Source organism: Thermococcus celer Vu 13 = JCM 8558 (assembly GCF_002214365.1).
GTDB classification, from domain to species: Archaea; Methanobacteriota_B; Thermococci; order Thermococcales; family Thermococcaceae; genus Thermococcus; species Thermococcus celer.
Window position 1 is genome coordinate 1660164 of record NZ_CP014854.1, and the last position, 19385, is coordinate 1679548.

General features: G+C 58.5%; 24 protein-coding genes. 9 read left to right on the plus strand and 15 right to left on the minus strand.

All coding sequences use genetic code 11. The features are described from left to right. The first annotated feature begins 46 nt into the window (after positions 1–46). Positions 47–1312 (plus strand): adenosylhomocysteinase, encoded by a 1266-nt coding sequence (locus tag A3L02_RS09025; protein ID WP_088863594.1) that lies wholly within the window; start codon positions 47–49, stop codon positions 1310–1312. Positions 1313–1316: 4 nt separating this feature from the next. Here the strand turns inward: A3L02_RS09025 and A3L02_RS09030 are convergent, their stop codons facing one another. The 9 genes from A3L02_RS09030 to A3L02_RS10440 all read right to left on the minus strand — a co-directional run bounded on the left by A3L02_RS09030 (position 1317) and on the right by A3L02_RS10440 (position 10843). Beyond that, positions 1317–2189 (minus strand): hypothetical protein, encoded by an 873-nt coding sequence (locus A3L02_RS09030; protein ID WP_088863595.1) that lies wholly within the window; start codon positions 2187–2189, stop codon positions 1317–1319. Then, positions 2179–3435, minus strand: a complete 1257-nt coding sequence (locus A3L02_RS09035) for a DUF58 domain-containing protein (RefSeq protein WP_088863596.1) — start codon at positions 3433–3435, stop codon at positions 2179–2181. Before A3L02_RS09035 ends, A3L02_RS09030 begins: the two co-directional genes overlap by 11 nt. Continuing rightward, complete coding sequence (locus tag A3L02_RS09040) at positions 3428–4246, minus strand: hypothetical protein (protein WP_088863597.1); 819 nt, start codon at positions 4244–4246, stop codon at positions 3428–3430. The genes A3L02_RS09035 and A3L02_RS09040 overlap by 8 nt, the downstream gene beginning before the upstream one ends. Then, complete coding sequence (locus tag A3L02_RS09045) at positions 4246–6213, minus strand: carboxypeptidase-like regulatory domain-containing protein (protein WP_157895759.1); 1968 nt, start codon at positions 6211–6213, stop codon at positions 4246–4248. Before A3L02_RS09045 ends, A3L02_RS09040 begins: the two co-directional genes overlap by 1 nt. Further along, complete coding sequence (locus A3L02_RS09055; protein ID WP_088863600.1) at positions 6210–7184, minus strand: AAA family ATPase; 975 nt, start codon at positions 7182–7184, stop codon at positions 6210–6212. The genes A3L02_RS09045 and A3L02_RS09055 overlap by 4 nt, the downstream gene beginning before the upstream one ends. 102 nt (positions 7185–7286) lie before the next feature. Beyond that, positions 7287–8321, minus strand: coding sequence for a tungstate ABC transporter ATP-binding protein WtpC (gene wtpC, locus A3L02_RS09060; protein ID WP_088863601.1), 1035 nt, complete (start codon positions 8319–8321; stop codon positions 7287–7289). Beyond that, on the minus strand, positions 8308–9060 hold the full coding sequence (wtpB, locus tag A3L02_RS09065) for a tungstate ABC transporter permease WtpB (protein ID WP_088863602.1): 753 nt from the start codon (positions 9058–9060) through the stop codon (positions 8308–8310). Before wtpB ends, wtpC begins: the two co-directional genes overlap by 14 nt. A 38-nt stretch (positions 9061–9098) precedes the next feature. Further along, positions 9099–10139, minus strand: coding sequence for a tungstate ABC transporter substrate-binding protein WtpA (gene wtpA, locus A3L02_RS09070; RefSeq protein ID WP_088863603.1), 1041 nt, complete (start codon positions 10137–10139; stop codon positions 9099–9101). A gap of 143 nt (positions 10140–10282) precedes the next feature. Continuing rightward, positions 10283–10843 carry a CGP-CTERM sorting domain-containing protein gene (locus A3L02_RS10440; protein ID WP_088863604.1) on the minus strand — a complete coding sequence of 187 codons (561 nt, stop codon included), beginning with the start codon at positions 10841–10843 and terminating at the stop codon, positions 10283–10285. 92 nt (positions 10844–10935) lie between these two features. Here A3L02_RS10440 and A3L02_RS09080 point away from each other — a divergent pair, with 92 nt between their 5' ends. Both A3L02_RS09080 and A3L02_RS09085 read left to right on the plus strand, forming a co-directional pair. Beyond that, positions 10936–11400, plus strand: coding sequence for a hypothetical protein (locus tag A3L02_RS09080; RefSeq protein ID WP_088863605.1), 465 nt, complete (start codon positions 10936–10938; stop codon positions 11398–11400). A gap of 108 nt (positions 11401–11508) precedes the next feature. Beyond that, positions 11509–11766, plus strand: coding sequence for a hypothetical protein (locus tag A3L02_RS09085; protein WP_088863606.1), 258 nt, complete (start codon positions 11509–11511; stop codon positions 11764–11766). On the opposite strand, the gene A3L02_RS09090 is transcribed toward A3L02_RS09085, so the two are convergent. Further along, complete coding sequence (locus A3L02_RS09090; RefSeq protein ID WP_088863607.1) at positions 11767–12234, minus strand: YbhB/YbcL family Raf kinase inhibitor-like protein; 468 nt, start codon at positions 12232–12234, stop codon at positions 11767–11769. A gap of 162 nt (positions 12235–12396) precedes the next feature. On the opposite strand from A3L02_RS09090, the gene A3L02_RS09095 reads away from it, so the two are divergent. From A3L02_RS09095 to A3L02_RS09110, 4 genes are read left to right on the plus strand one after another with little or no spacing between them, the layout of a single operon-like run. Continuing rightward, a complete protein-coding gene (locus A3L02_RS09095; protein WP_237268603.1) occupies positions 12397–13131 on the plus strand; it encodes an SDR family NAD(P)-dependent oxidoreductase in 735 nt (244 codons plus the stop codon). A gap of 36 nt (positions 13132–13167) precedes the next feature. After that, complete coding sequence (locus tag A3L02_RS09100) at positions 13168–13629, plus strand: DUF2284 domain-containing protein (RefSeq protein ID WP_088863609.1); 462 nt, start codon at positions 13168–13170, stop codon at positions 13627–13629. A 35-nt stretch (positions 13630–13664) separates the two neighbouring features. Continuing rightward, a complete protein-coding gene (locus A3L02_RS09105) occupies positions 13665–14147 on the plus strand; it encodes a hypothetical protein (protein WP_088863610.1) in 483 nt (160 codons plus the stop codon). Next, positions 14131–15132 (plus strand): PIN domain-containing protein, encoded by a 1002-nt coding sequence (locus A3L02_RS09110; RefSeq protein WP_088863611.1) that lies wholly within the window; start codon positions 14131–14133, stop codon positions 15130–15132. The genes A3L02_RS09105 and A3L02_RS09110 overlap by 17 nt, the downstream gene beginning before the upstream one ends. Here the strand turns inward: A3L02_RS09110 and A3L02_RS09115 are convergent. The 5 genes from A3L02_RS09115 to A3L02_RS09135 form a co-directional block, all read right to left on the minus strand. Next, complete coding sequence (locus A3L02_RS09115; protein ID WP_054833869.1) at positions 15113–15403, minus strand: hypothetical protein; 291 nt, start codon at positions 15401–15403, stop codon at positions 15113–15115. The two genes, A3L02_RS09110 and A3L02_RS09115, sit on opposite strands and share 20 nt — an antisense overlap. A 69-nt stretch (positions 15404–15472) precedes the next feature. Next, complete coding sequence (locus A3L02_RS09120; protein ID WP_088863612.1) at positions 15473–16795, minus strand: RuvB-like helicase; 1323 nt, start codon at positions 16793–16795, stop codon at positions 15473–15475. 169 nt (positions 16796–16964) lie between these two features. Continuing rightward, positions 16965–17726 carry a 7-carboxy-7-deazaguanine synthase QueE gene (locus A3L02_RS09125; RefSeq protein ID WP_088863613.1) on the minus strand — a complete coding sequence of 254 codons (762 nt, stop codon included), beginning with the start codon at positions 17724–17726 and terminating at the stop codon, positions 16965–16967. A 9-nt stretch (positions 17727–17735) separates the two neighbouring features. Next, positions 17736–17996: a hypothetical protein gene (locus A3L02_RS09130; RefSeq protein WP_088863614.1), complete on the minus strand. Its 261-nt coding sequence runs from the start codon at positions 17994–17996 to the stop codon at positions 17736–17738. Between the two features lie 60 nt (positions 17997–18056). Next, positions 18057–18557 carry a hypothetical protein gene (locus A3L02_RS09135; RefSeq protein WP_088863615.1) on the minus strand — a complete coding sequence of 167 codons (501 nt, stop codon included), beginning with the start codon at positions 18555–18557 and terminating at the stop codon, positions 18057–18059. Between the two features lie 358 nt (positions 18558–18915). Between A3L02_RS09135 and A3L02_RS09140 the strand changes: the two genes are divergently transcribed. Continuing rightward, positions 18916–19176: a 50S ribosomal protein L37ae gene (locus A3L02_RS09140; RefSeq protein WP_054833914.1), complete on the plus strand. Its 261-nt coding sequence runs from the start codon at positions 18916–18918 to the stop codon at positions 19174–19176. A gap of 35 nt (positions 19177–19211) precedes the next feature. Next, positions 19212–19361, plus strand: a complete 150-nt coding sequence (locus A3L02_RS09145) for a DNA-directed RNA polymerase subunit P (RefSeq protein ID WP_014788082.1) — start codon at positions 19212–19214, stop codon at positions 19359–19361. The last annotated feature ends 24 nt before the right edge of the window (positions 19362–19385 follow it).

Below are 19385 nucleotides of genomic sequence, written 5' to 3' on the forward strand. Positions count from 1 at the left end.
TGAAGAGCTTTTAAGGGGCAGCCACCTATGGTCACCGGTGATGGACGTGGACTGCACGGTGGACTACTGCGTCAAGGACCTATCCCTCGCCCCGGACGGGGAGAGGAAGATAGACTGGGTCTCGCGCTTCATGCCCGTTCTCCAGAGCATCAGGCGGGACTTCGAGAGGAGGAAACCGTTCAAGGGAATCAGGATAGCGACGACGCTCCACCTCGAGATGAAGACGGCCTTTTTGCTCCTGACCCTGAAGGCCGCCGGCGCAGAGGTCTCGGCCGCGGCGAGCAACCCTCTGAGCACGCAGGATGATGTTGTCGCGGCCCTGGCCAAGGCGGGGGTCAGGGTCTACGCGATTCGTGGCGAAGATAGGGAGCGGTACTACGAGTTCATGCACAGGGCCCTCGACATAAAACCGAACATCATCATCGACGACGGCGCAGACATGATAAGCACCCTGATGAGGGAGAGAGAAGAGCTCGTCGAGGACGTCTGGGGGGCGAGCGAGGAGACGACGACCGGCGTGATAAGGCTCCGCGCGATGGAGAAGGAAGGGGTTCTGAGGTTCCCGATAATAGCGGTCAACGACTCCTACACCAAGTACCTCTTCGACAACCGCTACGGAACCGGCCAGTCGACGTGGGACGGGATAATAAGGACGACGAACCTCCTCGTTGCGGGCAAGAACGTCGTCGTTGTCGGCTACGGCTGGTGCGGCAGGGGCATAGCCATGCGCGCCAGAGGTCTCGGAGCTACGGTCATCGTCGTCGAGGTCGACCCGATAAGGGCCCTCGAGGCCCGGATGGACGGCTTCCTCGTGATGAACATGATGGAAGCGGCGAAAATCGGGGACATCTTCGTGACATCAACCGGCGACATCAACTGCATAAGGCGCGAGCACTTCGAGGTCATGAAGGACGGCGTCATCCTCGCGAACGCCGGCCACTTCGACGTGGAGATAAGCAAGCCCGACCTCGAGGCCCTGTCGGTTGAGATAAGCCAGCCGAGGCCGAACGTAACCGAGTACAGGATGGCGGACGGGAGGAGGCTCTACCTGCTGGCCGAGGGCAGACTCGTGAACCTGGCGGCGGCCGACGGCCATCCCGCGGAGATAATGGACATGAGCTTCTCCCTGCAGGCGAAGGCGGCGGAGTACATCAAGGACAACCACGAGAGGCTCGACCCGAAGGTCTACGTGCTCCCGCGGGAGGTGGACGAGATGGTCGCCAAAATCAAACTCGCGGCCATGGGGGTAAAGATAGAGGAGCTTACAGAGGAGCAGAGGAAGTACCTGGCGAGCTGGGAGCACGGGACATGAGCCCTCACCATCCTGCGGTGAAAAGAACGTATCTCCCGTCCCCCTTCGCCCACTCCCTTTTCTTTGTGAGAACCCGGGTTTCCCAGGGCGATCTCAGGGTGATCGTCTCCGGAACCTCTCCATCCCACTCCAGTTTTAGAAGGATTGGCCGCTTCACCGGTGAGCCTCCTATCAGTTCGAGGGTGACCCTCCCGTTATCCCCGAGGCGCTCGATCCTGGGAGAGTCCCCCGCGGTCATGTAGGCCCTCAGCACGAGAAACGTTCTTGAAGGGTTCTCGGGGGGTTTTCGGTTCCCCCCGGGCTCCACCTGGAAGGCCAGTACAACGGCAACCGTCGCACCGGCCAGGAAGGGCAGGAGGAGATAGAAGGGGAACATCTGAGGAGGTTCCCTGGCCCAGGAACTTTGGGCGAAGAGGAGGAAGAAGAAAGCCATCCCAACGGCCATTGAAAATAGAACCTCCCCCAGGGCGGAGAGCGTTACCTCCCCCAGCTCCCTCCGGGAAACACCGGGGATAAGGGCGGACGACCACTCCAGGTACCCGGCCAGCAAGAGGAAAACCGTGTAAGCCAGGAAACCCAGTGTATATCCCGGGACGAGTTTCAGGGGAAGGCCGAGGAGGCCGGGGAAAAGGTAGAGGCCGAACTCAAGCCCAACCATAACCGGGAGCCTTCTCCAGAGGTAATAGAGGCCCGCGGAGAGCGGGGAGAACACCAACGCCAGAAGGATGACCGGAGGAACCCACAGTCCGATGACACCGTAGATCTGGGAAGAGACCTCGGTTCCCACCCTGCCCTCCGAGAGGAGCCAGGCAAGGGGCAGGGGTGAGGAGAGGGCGATGGAGTACTCCAGCAGTCCGATGGAATCCTCAGCGCGCACCGAAGACACCACCTACAACCCTTTTAACGGCGGTTCCAACGTCTTCCTTCCCCGGATCCCAGCGAACGACGAGGGCTTCGAGGTTCTTGGAGAGGCCCTCTTTGTGAAGGGATGATAGGACGAGGGGGACCTCCCCGAAATCCCCGTAGGGGTTGACGTCAACGAGGAGGACACGGCAACCGAAATGTCTCCTAAGCCCCCCAATGGCGTTTTTAACCTCGTCGAGGTTGTGGGGGGTAAGGTTGGTGACGATGACGGCGAGGCTGAGGCCTCCCCCCAAGGAGGTTCTGGAGCGTTCGACGGCGAGGGGGAGGGACTCGTCCTCCCTGACGGAGGGGCCGGCCGACAGCAGGGCACGCGTAAAGGTGGACAAGGCCTGAATTCCGGTCCTCGGGGTGATGAGCTTTCGGGAACCGGCGAGGTAGAGGCCCACGCGAAAGTCGTTCCTCAGGAGGAGGGCGACGAGGGACAGGGCGAGGCCAAGGGAACTCTCAAGGGCGCCGTGGAAGACGTTTCCAACCGCCACCTCCTCCGTCGTGTCGAGGTAGAGCATCACCGTTGCCCTCCCCTCCGGCTCGTACTCGTTGACGAGGACGTCCCCGAGGCGGGCGGTCGCCTTCCAGTTTATCTTCCTCAGCGGATCCCCGGGGCGGTACTCACGTATCTCCCTGAAGTCGGTCGACGTCGGCCCCATCGGTGCCACGTGACTTGAGGACATCCTCTCACGGGTTTTCAGTTTTGAAATCCGTATCCGTCTGAGGCCGGCCACCCTCGGGTAGGCCTCGATTCGAGCCTCGTCCCCTGCCACGAGGTAGGTAACGTCCTTTATGCCCAGAAAGTCCAGCCCTATGACCTCAACGGGGGAGAGCGTGTGGACGCCCTTCTTCAGGGGGCGAATGGTGTACTCGTACTCGGCGACCAGTCTCTTCCCTGGCCTTTTGAAAAAGACGTGGCGGTTCTCCCCGGCCACCTCGAGACCTGGGGAAGCAAAGTCCTCAACGACAACGAAGCCCGAACCCCTCTCAACGGTGAGGCGAACCCGAACGCGCCCCTCCTTGCCAACGCCCAGCTTCTCTCTTTCCACCCACCGCTCGACTTCAATGCCCGAGGGTGTCTCCGAGAGGATCCCGTAGAACAAAACGAACGCCGGAACAAAGCTGACGTAGGCTATTCCAATGACCCCCGTCAGAACGGCGAGCGCGAAGGGAGCCAACGTTAAAAGAACCAACCACGTCAGCCTATGCACCCCGTATCCCCCCGTGGGCTTTGAGCCTCCTCACCAGCTCCTTCACGAGCACTGCCCTTCTCCTCCTCTCCTCGAGGGCCATCTTTTCAACCACCCACGGAGGAGCGAGGGAAGGAGCCGATGCTTCCCTGTAATTGGCTATCGGCCTTATTATCTCCTCGAGGTGGGGGGTGTAGAGGGAGGAGGCGTTCCTCACGACGAACACCAGCAGGGGAGCGCTGTCGCCCTTCTCAACGAAAGCCCTGACGACCCTCTCCAGATCCCGCGAGTAGGCGTCCCTCTTGGGCTCAAGATCGGGAAGTGGCAGGGGCGTTAAATCTTCTGAACCGGCCCACCTCGAGGAGAGATAGCTGGAGACGAGGTACGCGAGGTAGAACACCGCCAGCGACGCGAAGAGGTAGAACAGCAGGAGAACTGCAGAGCTGGTGGACGGGTAGGCGAGTATGAAAGCTGAAATCGCTCCAACGGCGGCCATTCCAAGGAGGTTCCTCTCGAGGAAGTCGCTGTTCTGCCTGATCCTGAGAACGTAGGCGAGGGCATAGAGCAGGGCCACCCACAGGAGGAGCGACACCGCGAAGGTCCCGAGCCACAGGTCGGTGTGGAGCAGGAAGACGGCGAGGGCCATTATCAGAAAACCCAGACCCCTGACCAGCAGGTCCCCGTACCTTCTGGCGTGCCTCGCGACCCCGGCAACGGCCGCACCCACCCCAAAGAGCAGGCCCGGATAAAAGCCCAGAAACCCCAGTCCCACGAGACTCCAGATGACGGCGTTCTTGACGAAGTCCTTGAGTGCATCACCGCTTTTAAGCATCAAACCACCCCCAGCCCCCTCAGTCCTTTGATGAGGTCGAAGAACTCCTTTTCTCCCACCGTGTGCTCCGAGTACTTCGCCAGAATAAACGGTCGGGTGACGGAGCGGAGAGAGTTTTCGTCGAACCCCCTGCGGACGAGCAGGCGCTCGATTTCGATGGGCGTCACGTTCCTTCCGGAAACGCCGCTGGAATACACAAAGGGCAGGAAGTGCAGTTCGTAGGCCTTGATGATGGCCTCCCTCGGCGGAAGAACGTAAAGCTCGAGCTCGCCCTTTCCAGCGCTGAGAACGTGGCGGCCCTCCCCAGGCCTCAGCGTGAACTCCTTTCCAGCGCCGAGGTACTCACCGTCGAGGAAGAGTTCTCCCTCCGACGATAAGGCAACCCTAACCGTCTCGTCCGGAAGGAAAACCCTGCGCGACGGTTCCAGAAAGTCCACGCTCCCGCCGGGGGATTCCTTCCGGGAGGGGTGATAGGCCCTGTTCCCGGTCTTTTTCTTTGAGTATGCGGAGTAGCCCGCGCTGACAAGGGCGGCAGCGGCCAGCAGGATGAAGAGCCCACCGAAAGTCCGGGAAGACCTTTTCAAAAGCTTCAGCAGTTTCTGCAGGATGGGAGTTGAACTGGTGCCCCCCTCACCGGTCGAGAGCGGGACGGTCTCGTTGAGCGGGAGGTAGTAACGGTTCCCCCCGTAAACGATGTTGGTTGAGTCCGCCCGAACGCCGCTCAGGTTGAGGGTCGCGTAGCCTTCCCCGTCGGTTTTGAGCGTAACCACCCCCGAACCGATGGAAACGTTCAGGGTCTCGTTGGCGAGCGGGACGTTCCTCCAGTGGAGGTAAAGCCTCAAAGTAGAGTTGATTATCTCCACGGAAAGCTGGGGTTTTCGCCTGACGACAATAGTTGGATCGCTGTTGGAGGGGTAAGCCTCGTAACCGCGGTAGTAGGCTATGACGTGGTACCTGCCGGGTGGCAGTCCCGGTTCCAGAGTACCGTTCACGATGAACCTGCCGTGCCGAACCGTTCCCCGGCCCAGTTGAACCCCGGGCTTGCCCTTGGTCTCGTTCAGCGTCACCCACACGACCCCGCTCTCCACGGGCCTCCCATCGGGATAGCGGACGGTGCCGGCGACGGTAATCGCAAGTGAGCCGTTCCCCTCAACGACCGCCGGATAATCCGTTATCTCAACCACCGGCTTCTTGAGAAGGGCCACCCACATGAGGAGTGCGGCGGTCCCTCTCCCGGATTTGACGGTGACGAAGAGCGGGTAGTACCCCGGCTTCTGGGAGGGGTCCACCGGGCCGATCGAGTACCTGTAAATCCGATAGCCACCTGAAATCCGGAAGGATTCCTCCTTCAGGGGTAGGGAGGTATGGATGTGGGCCACACCATTGTCGGAGCTCTCCCTGAACTCGAGGGTGACGCTCTGGTTGTAGGTCATGAAAACCAGCGGGGTATCCGTGTCAATCGTAACCGAGCCCGGGGAGATCCCCCTAATCGTTCTGACCTCTCCATCCTCAGAAACGAGGGGAACGTAGTAGGTGCCGTTGTACCACACGATGATGTCATCGGGTGAACTGTTGGGAAGAACGGGAAGGCTATTCGCGGGCCCTTCGGTGCAGACGAGCATCGGATCACCCGGCAGGACCGCCACGGGACAGTTGGTTTTGATGTTCGCGGGCTTAAACGTGAAGTCGGATCTGGGGAAGTCCTCCCGGAGGTTTAACCCTTCACTGGAAGAAGTTTCCTCCTTAACTCTGCGGGGGGAGGCATTCCTATCCCCGGAGCGGGACGATAACATCGCCTTCAGCAGGCTCTGGACGTGTGAGTCCCCCGACTTCGAAGTGTTTGAACCCCCCGATTTCAAATCCGGAGAACCGCCGGATCGTGAATATTGAATGGTGGAATAGCCGAGGGTTATGGACGCGAGGAACAGCATCGTGATGAAGAGGAGCGCGGCGTGTTCCTTCCTCATTTTTCGGCCGCCCCTTTAGGCACAGGGGTCTTCGTCAACGCTTCCCTGACAACGTCCACCCCACTCACGCCCTCGAAAGCGTACTCCGGCTTAATTACAATCCTGTGGGCAAGAGCATCCACCGCATAAACCTTAACATCATCCGGTAGCACAAAATCTCGCCCCTCAAGCAAAGCATTCGCTTTAGCAACCTTCATCAGCGCGATGCCACCCCTCGGACTCGGGCCAGCCTCAACCCGCTCATCAGAACGAGCATTCCGCACCAACTCCGCAATATACCGCAACAAATCCCCGCTGATGAAGATTCCCCGCTCAACGAACTCCTGCATCTCCATGAAGGTCTCCCGATCAATAACGGGCTCAAGATCAACCGTCGGATCATCCTTCCCCCAGGAGAGGCGCGCTTCAAGAATGGCAACCTCATCCTCCAAACTCCTCGGATAACCCACGCTTAGCCGAAGCAAGAACCTGTCCAGCTGGGCCTCGGGGAGGGGGTAAGTTCCCTCGAACTCTATCGGGTTTTGAGTGGCGATCACGAAGAACGGTTTCTCCAGGGTAAAAGTCTCTCCTTCAATGGTGACCTGCCTCTCCTCCATCGCTTCAAGCAAAGCACTCTGTGTCTTCGGAGGAGCCCTGTTGATCTCGTCCGCGAGGAGGACGTGCGTGAATATCGGTCCCTTGATCAGTTCGAAGGTTCCGATGTTTTGACGCCAGACCTTCGTCCCGAGGATGTCGGCCGGGAGTAGGTCGGGCGTGAATTGGACGCGCGTGTAGTTCAGGCCGAGGGTTTTTCCGAAGGCTTTGGCGAGGAGGGTTTTGCCCAGTCCCGGGTAATCCTCGAAGAGGACGTTCCCGTTCACGAGAGCCGCCGCCAGCGTCTTCCTAACTACCGTTTCATTCCCAATATAAACCCGCGAAATGGCGTTGATTACATCGCGCGCTATTTCACTAAACTCGTCAACGGTCGGCATAGTACACCCCACCTATGGAGCTTGTTTACCATTCAACTTAAAAATTCGAGGAAGTTTAAAAGTTTTATGGGACGCCTGGAAAACTGAATGGATGCCTGTTCTTTAGAACACGTGAAGGGCGCTCGCCTTGAAGCCCGCGTAGAGCTCCTTCCCCTCCTCTATCCCAAGCTCGAGCATCGAGGAACGGGTCACGAAGGCCCTCAGATGAATTCCTCCAACTTTGAGGTGCACCCTGACGAGGGGGCCGAGCTCCTCGACCGATTCGACCGTTGCCCTGAGCTCGTTCCTGGCGGAGGTTCTCACGGGCTCGAGAGAGAGGATTACATCCTCGGGCCTCAGACCTACGCGCACCCTCCCGCTCGCCTCCACCGGGAGCTCTATCTCTATGCCGTTCGCCCTCAGGAGCCTCCCTTCGGCCGTCCCCTCGATGATGTTCTCGAAGCCGAGGAAGCGTGCTACCTCCTCGCTCGCCGGCCTCGAGAAGACCTCCCCGACTGAACCGACCTGGACGAGCCTCCCGTCGAGCATAACCCCCACCCTATCCCCTAAACTCACCGCCTCCTCGAAGGAGTGGGTGACGTGAAGGGCCGTGAAGCCGAGTTCCCGCCTCCAGCGCTTCATCTCCACAATCAGCCTCCCCCTCGTCCGGACGTCCAGGTTGGCGAAGGGCTCGTCGAGGAGGAGGAGCCTGGGCTCCACCGCGAGGGCCCTCGCTATGGCCACCCTCTGGCTCTCGCCCCCGCTGAGGGTCTTCGGTCTCCTGCGGAGGAGGTGGGTTATGCCGAGGACCTCTGAGATATCCCTGATCTTCCGCTCGATTTCCTGCTTTGGAAGCTTTCTCAGCTTTAAACCGAAGGCTATGTTGTCGTAGACGCTCATGTGGGGAAAAAGGGCGTAGTTCTGAGGGATGTACGCCAAACCGCGCTTCTCGGGGGGCAGGCGGGTTACGTCCCTTCCCTCGAGGAGGACCCCGCCCGAGTCGGGGGTTATTATACCCGCGATGATCTCGAGGAGAACCGTCTTCCCAGCGCCGCTCGGCCCGAGGATTATGAAGTACTCCCCCGCCTCAACGTCGAAGGTAATCTCCCTGAGTTTGAACTCCTTCCAGTCCTTGGATACGGATTCAACCCTCAGCATTCGAACCCCTCCCGACGAGCCACCTGAGAACCACGAACAGGGTGAGGCTCACCACGATGAGGAGAACGGAGAGGGGCCTCGACGCCCTTAGGCCGTAGTTGTTGAAGTACTCTAAGACGAGGATCTGGGCGGTCTTCGGGTAGTAGGCGACTATCAAAATCGCCCCGACCTCGCTTATCGCCCTCGCCCACGTCATTATGGCCCCGCTTGCTATGGACGGAAGGGCCATGGGGAGAGCTATCGATAGGAAGGCCCTTAAGCGGGACGCCCCAAGGGTCCTCGCGACGTGCTCCAGCCTCTCGTCCACCGCCAGAAATCCATCTCGCGCGGCGTTTACCGTGAAGGAAGCTGATACGAAGAGCATCGCCGCGATTATTCCAGCGTAGTTATCCAGAATCGCCTTCGAGAAGGTCACGAGGAGCATTATGCCGACGACGGAATGGGGGATGACTATGGGGACATCTATCAGAGCCTGGACGAGGCTCTTGCCCCTGAAGTTCTCCCTCGCAAGGACGTAACCGAGGGGAACGCCGAGGAGGAGCGCTATCACCGCGGTGGCGGTTGCCGTCAGCAGGGAGTTCCTGAGGGCCCTTATCACGAGTCCGTCGTGGAGCGTCTTTAAGAGCATCCTCCAGTCGGCCGCCTGTTTCAGGAAGATGGCGACTAAGGGAACCGCGATGTAGAGGATCAGGAAGCTCCCCATTATCGCGAAGAACGCCACCGTGTAGTCGCGCCTCATTCTCGTCCCCCAGAGGGTTAAAGGTGAAGAATAAAAACTCATCCCTCGACCTTGACCATGTCCTTTATCTCCTCGGGCACGTTGCCGAAAGCCACCGGTGGCCATACGAAGTCCTGGTGGTTCCTCTCGAAGATCTCCCTGCCCCTCTCGCTCAGGAGATACCTGAGGAACTCCATCGCGAGCTCCCTGTTAGGCGCGTTCTTGGGAACCGTGACGCCGTAGACGATGGGCTTTGCCGTGAGTACCTTTCCGGTTGAGCCGAGGTAGACCTTAACCTTACCGTACTCGTCCGCCAGCTTGAGGCTCTTCAGGTTTATCTCGTCGGGCAGCTCGATGTAGCGTAGGTTGTGCTGTTCCGCAACGCTCTTGTAGATGAAGTAGTAATCGAGGGAGCCGCTCTCGACCAGCGGGGTCAGGTCCGTCTCCTTGGGCCTTATCACGAGGCGGTCGGTCCCAACCTGAATCTCCTTCGGAACCACGATGTGGGTTCCGTTGAAGCGGACGTTCGTGTTCTCCTCGACGAGGGTCCCGAAGACCGGCTTGCCGTAGTAATAATCCGCGAGCTTCATGGCCATGAGACTCCTGTAACCGCATGGGTCCTGGTTGGGGTCGCTGAAGCCGAAGGAGACGTCCCTCCTCGAGAGGACCTCGTACCAGTTGCTCGGGTTTATCTCGTCCGCGTACTTGCTCTTATTTGTGAAGGCTATCACTATCTCGTTGGTGGCGAAGGCAACGTAGAAGTCCGTGTAGTTCGGCACCATGAGTTCTGGTATGAGGGAGTAGTCGGCGACGGCCACCACGTCGGCCTTCATTCCGAGGTCCGTGACCTTCCTGACGGCCTTGACGCTCCCGCTGGCCTCGTCGTGGAACGTAATCCTGTACCCGAGCTTCTCCTTCGCGTACTCCTTAAAGCCGTCCTCCACCTCTCCAAGGGGGATGCTGAGCGAGCCCGCGTGGAAGACCGTCAGCGTGGCCTCCTTGAGCCCTGACGTTGAACTGGAGTTACCGCCGCTTATGCACCCCGCGGCGACCACCGAGAGGAGCAGAACCATGGTTAAGAGAACGCCCTTCCACCTCATTGAACCACCAACCGATACTCAGAAACGGGCATTTAAACATTTTGGGGAAACAGGAGCGTTTAAGTTAAATATTCTCGTTTACAACGGATTTCGCAATCGGGCGTAGTTTACAGAAACGAGAAAAATTGAAAGAAGGCGCAACTTCACCGCCTTTTCCTGAGGAAGAGCGGTAAAGCTGCGAGGGCCACCATTATCCCCGGCCCGCAGATCCCGCCACCGGCTTCAGTTGTGCTTCCTCCTCCCGGCATCCTGTGCTCAACGTATATCGCCTGGAGCTTTCCGATTATCGTCTCGTTCTTGATGAGGTAGGCCTTGCCACCGGTGAAGAGCAGCAGTCCATCGTTGTCGAGGGCCGCCTTCACGATCTCGGGTGTGGCCGAGACGTTGTACTCCCCCTCAACTATCGCCACGAGCTTTCCATCGTAGGCTATGCCTATAGCCGGCACCCCTCCTATCCCAGTGTAGTTGTACTGGGCCGCGAAGAGCCTCTCGTTCTCGTCGTTGTTGACCAGCTCGTAGTAGGTGAGGCTCTTTTCACCGTAGACCTTTGGGATCTCCGCCTTCATCCTCTGACAGTGGGGGCACGTTGCCATCCCGTACATGTAAAAATGAAGTTTGCTTGGGTCGATTTGGGCCTCAGCGATGGCGTAGGAGACCGTTGAGAACACCAGCAGACCCATGAAAAACAAACTTAACTTCTTCATTTTCTCACCCGGTCCCATTTCTCACGGGGAGTTATAAACCTTGGCCGCGGAAAGCTTAAATCCTTGGAGTTCCAAAAGTTCTGGGGGTCATCATGCAGGAATGGTACCGCTCCCGGGCGCTTTACGAGGCGGTTCTCAAGCTCCTCGATTCGGGGAAGGTGGAGGAAGCGATGGAGATGGCCGAGGGCATACCAGACAAGGTCATCAGGTCAAAAGCACTCTCCAGAATAGCGGTTGAGGTCGCGCGAAGGGGTGCACCCTACGGGGAGGCACTTGAGAGGGCCATCAAAGCGGCGCTGGATGTGGATAACCACGAGGAGGGCACCAAGGCCCTCATGGGCCTGGCCTTTGAGTTCCTCAACATGGGCAAAACTGAGGAAGCACTCCGCGTATCGAGCTACATCACCGACCTCTCGAACAGGTCGAAGGTTGAGGCGGAGGTAGCGCTTGCCCTTGCAAAGGCCGGGAAGGTCTCCGAGGCCATGGAACTCATCAACAGGATCCTCGACGAGGACGTTAAGACGTGGGCCATGTCACGTCTCGCAAGCCAGCTTTAACTTTGGGCTTTGTCCTGTCTATTTCCTTGAAATTTCAGGCGGATTTTGACAGCAAGCCATCCACAAGACTTTTTACGCTTTTCTCCCCCTCCAGCTGGAGGTGAGAGAATGAACGGTGGAGCTTTAATAGGACTCGTAGGAATGCTCCTCCTTGTGAGCGCGTGGGTTCCCCAGACGTGGGAGACTATAAAGACGAGGAAGTGCCCGCTCAACATGGGGTTCATACTGATATACGTGACGGCCTCGACGTTGCTCACGGTGTACTCCTACATAATCGGGGACTGGATATTCTTCGCCCTGAACTTCCTCGCGGCGTTTCAGAGCGCGATAAACCTGACGGTAAAACTGATGGAAAAGAAAAGGTGATCACTTCCTCTCGTAGAGGCCGACGAGCTCTCCCCTCTGGATGACGTGGCCCTCCATGGCCCTCTCCAGCTCCTTTCTGTCCGAGCCGGGCCCGAGGTTGAGGGTCGTGTCGAGTGCGTAGACCTTGAAATGGTAGTGGTGAACGCCGTGGCCCCTCGGCGGGCACGGACCGCCGTAGCCTATCCTCCCGAAGTCGTTGCGGCCCTGAACAAGGTGCACGGGGGCCTCAACCTCGGGCTGGGGAGGCACACCCTTTGGAATCTCCCCGAGCGGGGGGATGTTCCAGGCTATCCAGTGGGTGAAGGTTCCCCCTGGGGCGTCGGGGTCGTCCACGATGATGACAAGACTCTTGGCCTTCGGATCTATGTGCCCGATGAATATCGGTGGGTTGACGTCCTCGCCGTCGCACGTGAACTCAACGGGTATGTAATCCCCGTTGTGAAATACCGAGCCTATCTCCAGATCCATACTACCCCCTCCTTCAGGTTTTTGCTGGGATACACACCCAGCGGCCAGCATCCCAAAAACCAAAACCAGCACCACCACCCATTCCTTCATGTTAATAACTTCTTTTTCAAACGTAAAAATATTTCGGCGTTAGGATTTATTAAGTTTAAATGTAAAGAATGGATGGTGATGGCCGTGGAGCTGAAGGGAAAGGTCGCCCTCGTCACCGGCGGGGGAAGAGGAATAGGAAGGGCTATATCCCTCGCCCTCGCGGAGAGGGGCGCGAGCGTTGCCGTGAACTACGCCCACAGCAGAGAAAAGGCGGAGGAGACGGTGGAACTGTGCCGTTCCCTCGGGGTCGATGCCATCGCGGTGAAAGCCGACGTGAGCAACCGCGAAGAGGTCAGGAGGATGGTCGAGGAGGTCGTCGGCCACTTCGGGAGGATAGACGTCCTTGTGAACAACGCGGGGATCCTCGGAAGGGCCCTCAAGCCAATGGAAGTAACCGACGAGGACTGGGACGCGGTGCTCGGCGTCAACCTCAAGGGGGCCTTCATCGTCACGCAGGAGGTTCTCAGGTACATGAAGAAAGGCAAGATAGTCAACGTGGCCTCGATAGCCGGCAAGGACGGTGGAACCGTGGGCCCGCACTACGCCGCCTCCAAAGGCGGGCTCATAGCCCTGACGTTCAACCTCGCGAGGCACCTCGCCCCGGACATCCTCGTCAACGCGGTCGCCCCCGGCCCCGTCGATACAGACCTGATAAGTCCAGAGATAAAGGAGAAACTCCGTTCGCTCTCGCTGACGGGGGAGATAGCTAAACCCGAGGAGATAGCCCACGCAGTGATTTTCCTCCTCGAGAACGACCACGTAACAGGGGAAGTGGTGGACGTCAACGGCGGAAGACTGATGGATTGATTTTTAAGTTCCTTCCCCATTTTTCTTCGATGTCGCATGAGGGTGCTGTGGGAGAGGGAGATTCCGGCCGGGGAAATAGTCGTCTCGCCGAGGCCGGTCTGGAAGTGCCGCGCCTGTCCGATGTACGGTAAACGACCGAGCTGTCCCCCTTACGCCCCCGACTGGAGGGAGGCCGGGGAGTGGGTGGAACACTTCAAAAGGGCTCTGCTGGTGAAATTCGAGGTGGACATGGACCAGTTTGAGGAGGAGAAACGAAGGGCCATCCTGTACCTCCTGAAAAGGGAGGCGGAGTTCTTCAGGCAGGGAAAGATGTACGCCTTCGCCCTGTTCCCGGGAAGCTGCAACCTCTGCGACGACTGCCCCTTCGAGAGGGGCGAGCCGTGCAGGATGCCCACGAAGGTCAGACCGAGCATAGACGCCATCGGCATCGAGATAGGACGGCTCGTGAAGATAGACTTCTCGGAAAGCGTTTTGTACGGGATGGTGATGATCGAATAGTGGACGGTTGAGTTTCAGGTGTTGGGGATGGTGGTATGAAGCTCGCCTACGTTACGTTGCTCGGCCGCTCGGAGTGGGCCCTCGTCAACACCTACTACGCGGTCGTTTCGGGGGGAAGGAAGCCGGACAGGGTCTTCGTCTTCACGGAGGAGACGTATCGGGGAAAACTTCCCCGGGTGATTAAGGCACTCAGGGCAATCTCGGAGGCCCACAACTTCACACCGGAGATCATGACAGCTGTAATCCCAGATAACGGCTTCCTCGAGGCGGATAGAAGGTTCAGGGAGCTCTTCCGGGACCTCGAGGAAAAAGGCTACACGATAGACCTGGACATCACCTCGGGACGAAAGGCCCTCGCGACCGCCGCCGTGGTTCAGGCGGGAAAGTTCCGGGTTGGGAGGATAGTGTACCTCGCGCTCCTCGACACGGACTTCCCGAACAGGCCCTACATGATGATACCCCTCCACATGCAGCGCCTCAAGAACTTCACAGGTGAGGGGAATGAAGTTTCCGGTTGAGGTCATCGAAAAGCCCGAGCTCCAGATCCTCATGAACGTCCTCGGAGAGATGGAGGTTGGCTTTCCCCTCTACGATATTCCCCTGCTGAGGGCGAAACCCACGGAAAAGGGTTACCGGGTTGAGGTCGTAGCTGGGAAGAGGGAGTTCGACGAAAACGTTCCCGGGGGCCTCTCCCACGAGCTGCCGACGTGGAGCGACCTCTACGAGTGCTTCATCTCCTCGGGGATACTGAGATACGGGAACATCGACGAGTTTCTCCAGAACCTCGAGCTCTACGAGAGGCTCAGAAAGGGCGTCGTCTTCGCCCCCGACACCAACGTACTCTACCACCGCTTCATCTCAAGTTTTAGACCGCTCGACGGTTACCGGATAGTCGTGGCCGAAGGCGTGAAGAAGGAGATAGAGAACGCCATGAACTACAAGTACAGGCGCAGGGAGCTCGAGGAGATGAGGCGGGGGGTCAAGAACGGGCACCTCCTGATGGAGCTCAGCAACAGGCGAACGAAGAGGAGCAGGAAAGCCGCCTACATAGCCCTCAAGGAGTTCGAGAGGCTCAAGGACAGGGTAATCATAGCGGAGAGCGTTAAAGAGCCTGCCCACAACAACGACGAGGTGATAGTCAAGAGCCTAAAGCGTTACGACGACATGACGCCGACCCTTCTCGTCTTCCTCACCGCGGACATAGCGATAACCGACGTGGCGGAGATGGAGGGGCTGGAGTACTTCCTCTTCCGATACCCGCGTGAGAACCTCGGCAGGCACGACGTTTCCGCCTACCAGCTGAGGACGCTCCTCTTCAACCTCGCGGCGGTCTTCGGGGTTATCGAGGTCAACGGTATCAAGGTATTCGGCGAGTTCGGAGGCAAGGGCGGCCTCAACGAGCTTAAGCTGGTCTTTCCGGAGGAGAACCGACTATACCACGAGTTCGGCTTCCACCTGAGGCTGAGCAGGAAGCTGGTGGATATCATGAGCGGGAGGGCTTGAACTTGAACATGAGGACGGCCAGCTCGATAACGAACACGGAAGCAACGAGAGCCTCCGCGAGCGTTGCATTCAGGGGCAGGAGTAACATCGGCGTCGAGACCCCAACCGCGACCAGCTCTTCTTCCGCCTTGCCCTTACTCCCGTAGCGATATTCAAGGGCAAAGGTGAGCCAGCCGAGGAGCACCGCAGCGAGGTAATCCGGGCGGAAGTTCACGGCGATGTAAAAGGTACCCGGGAGCAGGAACGCGAGGGAAACGAAGAGACGGCGCATACCATCACCGTGTGTATTAAGAAATTTAAACTTAAAAGGGTTGTGGAAAATTTCCCAAAAGAAGGGACTTCAGCTCAGCATCCCCTCGAGCTTCTCGACGAACTCCATGCTCCTGTTGAGGTCGGCGAAGTACTCCTTTGCCTTCTCCACGTGCTCCTTTTCGACCTTTCCGCCCTTCGCCAGGACGCTCGCCGGGGCAAGGAGCTGGACGGCGTAGCGCAGGCTGGTCTTCTCGCCGAGCTCCGCCAGGTACTCCACCGCCTCCTCGTCCACCTCTATCTTCTCCTCCCTCGCACGGATCTTGACTATCTCTCTGATTTCTTCCTTCCTGTAGGGCTCGGTGTTGATGATGAGGAGCCTGTCGAGCATGTCTATGGGTATGCCGTGCGGCGCCTCGATGTCGGTGCCCCTTATCTTCGTCCTTCCCCTGTTGGTGGCCAGTATGAGGATCGGCGCCAGATCGCCCTCCATCGCCCTCGCGAGGAAGGAGAACGCCTCGATGTCGAGCATGTGAACCTCGTCGATGAAGAGGACGCCGGGCACGAGGCTGGCCTTCCCTTCCTCTATCCACTGCTTGACGGTCTCGTCCACCCTCGCCCTTATCTCGTCGTCTATCTCCCTGCCCATGCTGAAGAGCAGACCGAAGATGTTGCCGCGGGCGTTGGCGACGTCGAGGTCGTGGAGGGTGACTGTGTAGGTGAACTCCTTTATCTTGAGAACCGGGCCGCTCGGGAGCTCAACCCTGCGCTTGAAGAAGAGCCCCTCCTCCTCTTTTGTGGTTCCTATCTTGGAGATCCTACCCGTTTCGGCGTCTATCCCTATGACATCGCCCTCCTCGATCCCCATCTCGAGCAGCTGCTGGGCTATCTCCCTTCCAGCCCTCACCGTCTTCTCGTCGTCCTTCGTGCGGAGGGTTATTACAACGCTCTCCGGAACCTCAACGTAGGGGTTGAACGGATGCCTCGTTCTGTTGATCTCGATCTTTCTCACTTCGCCCTCGTAGACCTTCCTCTCCTCGCTTATCCTCACGCCTATGGCCTTCCTTAGGGCCTCCTTCAGGAACTCCGTTTTCTTGACCTCCGTCGAGTAGATCTCGCTCCCCGCGATTTGAACAAACGGCACGTCTTCGCCGAGTTCCCTCGCAATGCCCATGGCTATGGCAGTCTTACCGCTCCCGGTCGGCCCGACGAGGAGGATTCCCTTTCCGGCGAGCTTTCCGCGTTTGATGAGCTCAACGGCTATCCCGGCCGCTTCCCTCGCCTTGACCTGTCCGACCATTCCATCGGCCATGAACCTGGCCTTCCCGTTCTCGTCAAGACCGAGACCCTTTATGTGGGAGTGCATGCCGATCCTCTCGAACCTTCTCGTGGCCACTTCTTCCACCAGCGGCATGGTACCACCCCCTTAATCTTTCCGGCGGTTACTAAAAGAGGAAGACTTAAAAATTTGACGGAGGCTCAGGCCGTCGATCCCGGGCATCGCCTACCCCAAAGGCCAATCTCATCATCGCCGCCTCTCCTTGGAGAGAACGCTTAAAAGTCATCCGATCCTCATCGGCCACTCAGAGGACGTTGAGGTATTTGTGAACCTGAAAGCTCAGCCCGACGTTCCTCCTTCCGAGTATCAGGGCCGCCTCGCGGTAGAGCTCCATGAGTCTCCCCTGGCTTATCTCAATCGGCTCCCTCGGCTGTATTACGAGGGGCGCGAGGCCCCTCAGGAGTTCCGCGTACCAGCGGACGTTCTCGGTTTTCGTTTCGGATGTAACGACGAGCTTGGCGTAGACCTTGGCCCCCGCCTCCTTCAGGAGCTTAACGCTCTCGACCTCCCTCAGGACGAGCCCCCTCCAGTCCTCCGTGGCCCCGGCCGTCTCGTCCTTTATGTCAACGCTCGCGTAGTCGACGAGGTGGGCGACCTCTTTAATCAGGGCGGGCAGGCCCCCGTGGGTCTCGAGGAAGTTATCGAAGCCGAGTTCCCTCATCTTCTCCATCATGGCCCTCAAGGCCTTAACCTGGAGGGTCGGCTCGCCGCCCGTGTAGCTTATCGAGTGAACGTCGCCCGTGTCGAGGCGCAGGACGGCGTCGATTACCTCATTTAGCGGGGCAGGGTTCGGCCTGTACTCGAACCTCCCGGTGAAGGGCTCCACCTCGTACCTCCAGAGGGAAACCTTTGAGGCGTCTATGTATCCTTTGGAGTCGCACCAGATGCAGTGAAGGTCGCAACCGGCGAACCTGACGAATATCTGGCGCCTCCCGAAGGCCGACCCCTCGACGCTCCCTCCCTCGCCCTGCCAGCTGTTGAAGACCTCCGCCATGACGAGCCTCATAGCGACCCCTCAGAGTTCGTCCACGTCAACTCCCCTGATCTTATCGCTCACGTAACCTTCAAGTATCTCGATCCTCACTTCCCTCTCCTCGCCCGTGAGGTCGGCCATGAGCTTTACCCCCCTCGCGTAGTCCCACAGCCTCCTCTTCGCTTCCTCGGTAACGCTCTCGGCCATGACTATTATCTCCCTCTCCCCGGGCCTCTGACTTACGAACCCGATTACCTTCCCAGCGTCCTCCTCCGTGAAGGCTCCCCTCTTCTTGAAGAGCATCCCCCAACCTCCGGCTTTAATTGAATAAGCACATTAAGCAACAATTAAATAATTAAAGAGTTAAAGGTACTTCAGCAGGATTTCAACGGCCTCCTCAAATGCCTCTCTATCCTCTTCATCGAGAACGCCCTCGAGGTAGTAGAGGTTGGCTATGTTGAAGATGACGTAGGCGGTGTTCCCCTCCAGGCCGAGGTCGTAGGCCTCGTAGTAGACGATTTCCTTACCAAGGGCCTCGTTTATCAAGTCCACGAAATGGGCGATGTCCTCCACGCTCAGTTCGTCCCGCTTGCTCTCCATCTCGTCGAAGTAGCGCTCCATCACCCTCAGCGTCTCGAGGTCGAGCTTGAGCGTTCCCCTGAAGTAGGGAAACTCGCCCACGCGGAAGACCTTCACTCCCTCCCCGTCCTGGACACCGACGTAATCCCAGAGGATGACCCCTTCTATCGGGTTGTGGCCGTATCTACTCGCCAGATAGGAGAAGCGCTCCATCGCCTCGCTCATGTCGTCGAGGAACCCCTCCTCATCCTCGAAGTGGATTATCTTGCTCACGGTTCCGGCCATGCTTCGCACCTACCGGAAGTTGACCCAAGGGTTATAAGGCTTTACGCGTAAACCCTCCGCCCGACGAGTACCGGGTTGCGATGACGTCGGGACCCCCAGGGGGGCGACGTCCCAACTGCCCCCCTACAGTGATCTCACGGCTTTGAAGGCTTGAATCACCGTCCAGAAGGTCTGTAAGTGTGCACTCGTTTTTAAAATCCACCGCCGGGTTTCATCCCCGAGGACAGAAATCTTTAAATTGCCGGCGATCCCCACCGGTTCGGAGCCCGAGGGGTTTAATCTCCGGGCAAAGGTTTATAAAACGTCCCCTGGAACACTCTCCAGTCGTGAAAATCGGTTGATGTTAGGGGTGATGCTCATGGGAAGGACTAACAAGGTTGGTTCGGCCGGAAGATACGGTCCAAGGTACGGTCTCAAGATCAGAAGAAGGGTAGCGGCCGTTGAGGCCAAGATGAGGCAGAAGCACGTCTGCCCGGTCTGCGGAAGCAAGGCCGTTAGAAGGATAAGCACGGGAATATGGCAGTGCCAGAAGTGCGGCGCCACCTTCGCCGGCGGTGCCTACCTGCCGACCACTCCGGCCGGCAAGGTCGCCAGGCGCGTCACGGCCTCCAAGGCCTGACCTCTTTCCTTTGATTGGTTTATTGGGTGATAACCATGGTGATGGCCGTTTATCGGTGCGCAAAGTGCGGTAGGGAGGTCGAGCTCGACCTCGAGAACACGAGGGAAGTACGCTGCCCCTACTGCGGCAGCAAGATACTCTACAAGCCCAGGCCAAGGGTGGCCAGGCGCGTAAAGGCCATCTGATTCTCTCGTTTCGAAAGCCTTTTA

Bases quoted from the DNA above. Each gene is read 5' to 3' on its own strand.
- A3L02_RS09040 (WP_088863597.1), bottom strand. From the start codon at position 4,246: ATGCTTAAAAGCGGTGATGCACTCAAGGACTTCGTCAAGAACGCCGTC.
- A3L02_RS09045 (WP_157895759.1), bottom strand. From the start codon at position 6,213: ATGAGGAAGGAACACGCCGCGCTCCTCTTCATCACGATGCTGTTCCTC.
- A3L02_RS09055 (WP_088863600.1), bottom strand. From the start codon at position 7,184: ATGCCGACCGTTGACGAGTTTAGTGAAATAGCGCGCGATGTAATCAAC.
- wtpC (WP_088863601.1), bottom strand. From the start codon at position 8,321: ATGCTGAGGGTTGAATCCGTATCCAAGGACTGGAAGGAGTTCAAACTC.
- wtpB (WP_088863602.1), bottom strand. From the start codon at position 9,060: ATGAGGCGCGACTACACGGTGGCGTTCTTCGCGATAATGGGGAGCTTC.
- wtpA (WP_088863603.1), bottom strand. From the start codon at position 10,139: ATGAGGTGGAAGGGCGTTCTCTTAACCATGGTTCTGCTCCTCTCGGTG.
- A3L02_RS10440 (WP_088863604.1), bottom strand. From the start codon at position 10,843: ATGAAGAAGTTAAGTTTGTTTTTCATGGGTCTGCTGGTGTTCTCAACG.
- A3L02_RS09080 (WP_088863605.1), top strand. From the start codon at position 10,936: ATGCAGGAATGGTACCGCTCCCGGGCGCTTTACGAGGCGGTTCTCAAG.
- A3L02_RS09085 (WP_088863606.1), top strand. From the start codon at position 11,509: ATGAACGGTGGAGCTTTAATAGGACTCGTAGGAATGCTCCTCCTTGTG.
- A3L02_RS09090 (WP_088863607.1), bottom strand. From the start codon at position 12,234: ATGGATCTGGAGATAGGCTCGGTATTTCACAACGGGGATTACATACCC.
- A3L02_RS09095 (WP_237268603.1), top strand. From the start codon at position 12,397: ATGGTGATGGCCGTGGAGCTGAAGGGAAAGGTCGCCCTCGTCACCGGC.
- A3L02_RS09100 (WP_088863609.1), top strand. From the start codon at position 13,168: ATGAGGGTGCTGTGGGAGAGGGAGATTCCGGCCGGGGAAATAGTCGTC.
- A3L02_RS09105 (WP_088863610.1), top strand. From the start codon at position 13,665: ATGAAGCTCGCCTACGTTACGTTGCTCGGCCGCTCGGAGTGGGCCCTC.
- A3L02_RS09110 (WP_088863611.1), top strand. From the start codon at position 14,131: ATGAAGTTTCCGGTTGAGGTCATCGAAAAGCCCGAGCTCCAGATCCTC.
- A3L02_RS09115 (WP_054833869.1), bottom strand. From the start codon at position 15,403: ATGCGCCGTCTCTTCGTTTCCCTCGCGTTCCTGCTCCCGGGTACCTTT.
- A3L02_RS09120 (WP_088863612.1), bottom strand. From the start codon at position 16,795: ATGCCGCTGGTGGAAGAAGTGGCCACGAGAAGGTTCGAGAGGATCGGC.
- A3L02_RS09125 (WP_088863613.1), bottom strand. From the start codon at position 17,726: ATGAGGCTCGTCATGGCGGAGGTCTTCAACAGCTGGCAGGGCGAGGGA.
- A3L02_RS09130 (WP_088863614.1), bottom strand. From the start codon at position 17,996: ATGCTCTTCAAGAAGAGGGGAGCCTTCACGGAGGAGGACGCTGGGAAG.
- A3L02_RS09135 (WP_088863615.1), bottom strand. From the start codon at position 18,557: ATGGCCGGAACCGTGAGCAAGATAATCCACTTCGAGGATGAGGAGGGG.
- A3L02_RS09140 (WP_054833914.1), top strand. From the start codon at position 18,916: ATGGGAAGGACTAACAAGGTTGGTTCGGCCGGAAGATACGGTCCAAGG.
- A3L02_RS09145 (WP_014788082.1), top strand. From the start codon at position 19,212: ATGGTGATGGCCGTTTATCGGTGCGCAAAGTGCGGTAGGGAGGTCGAG.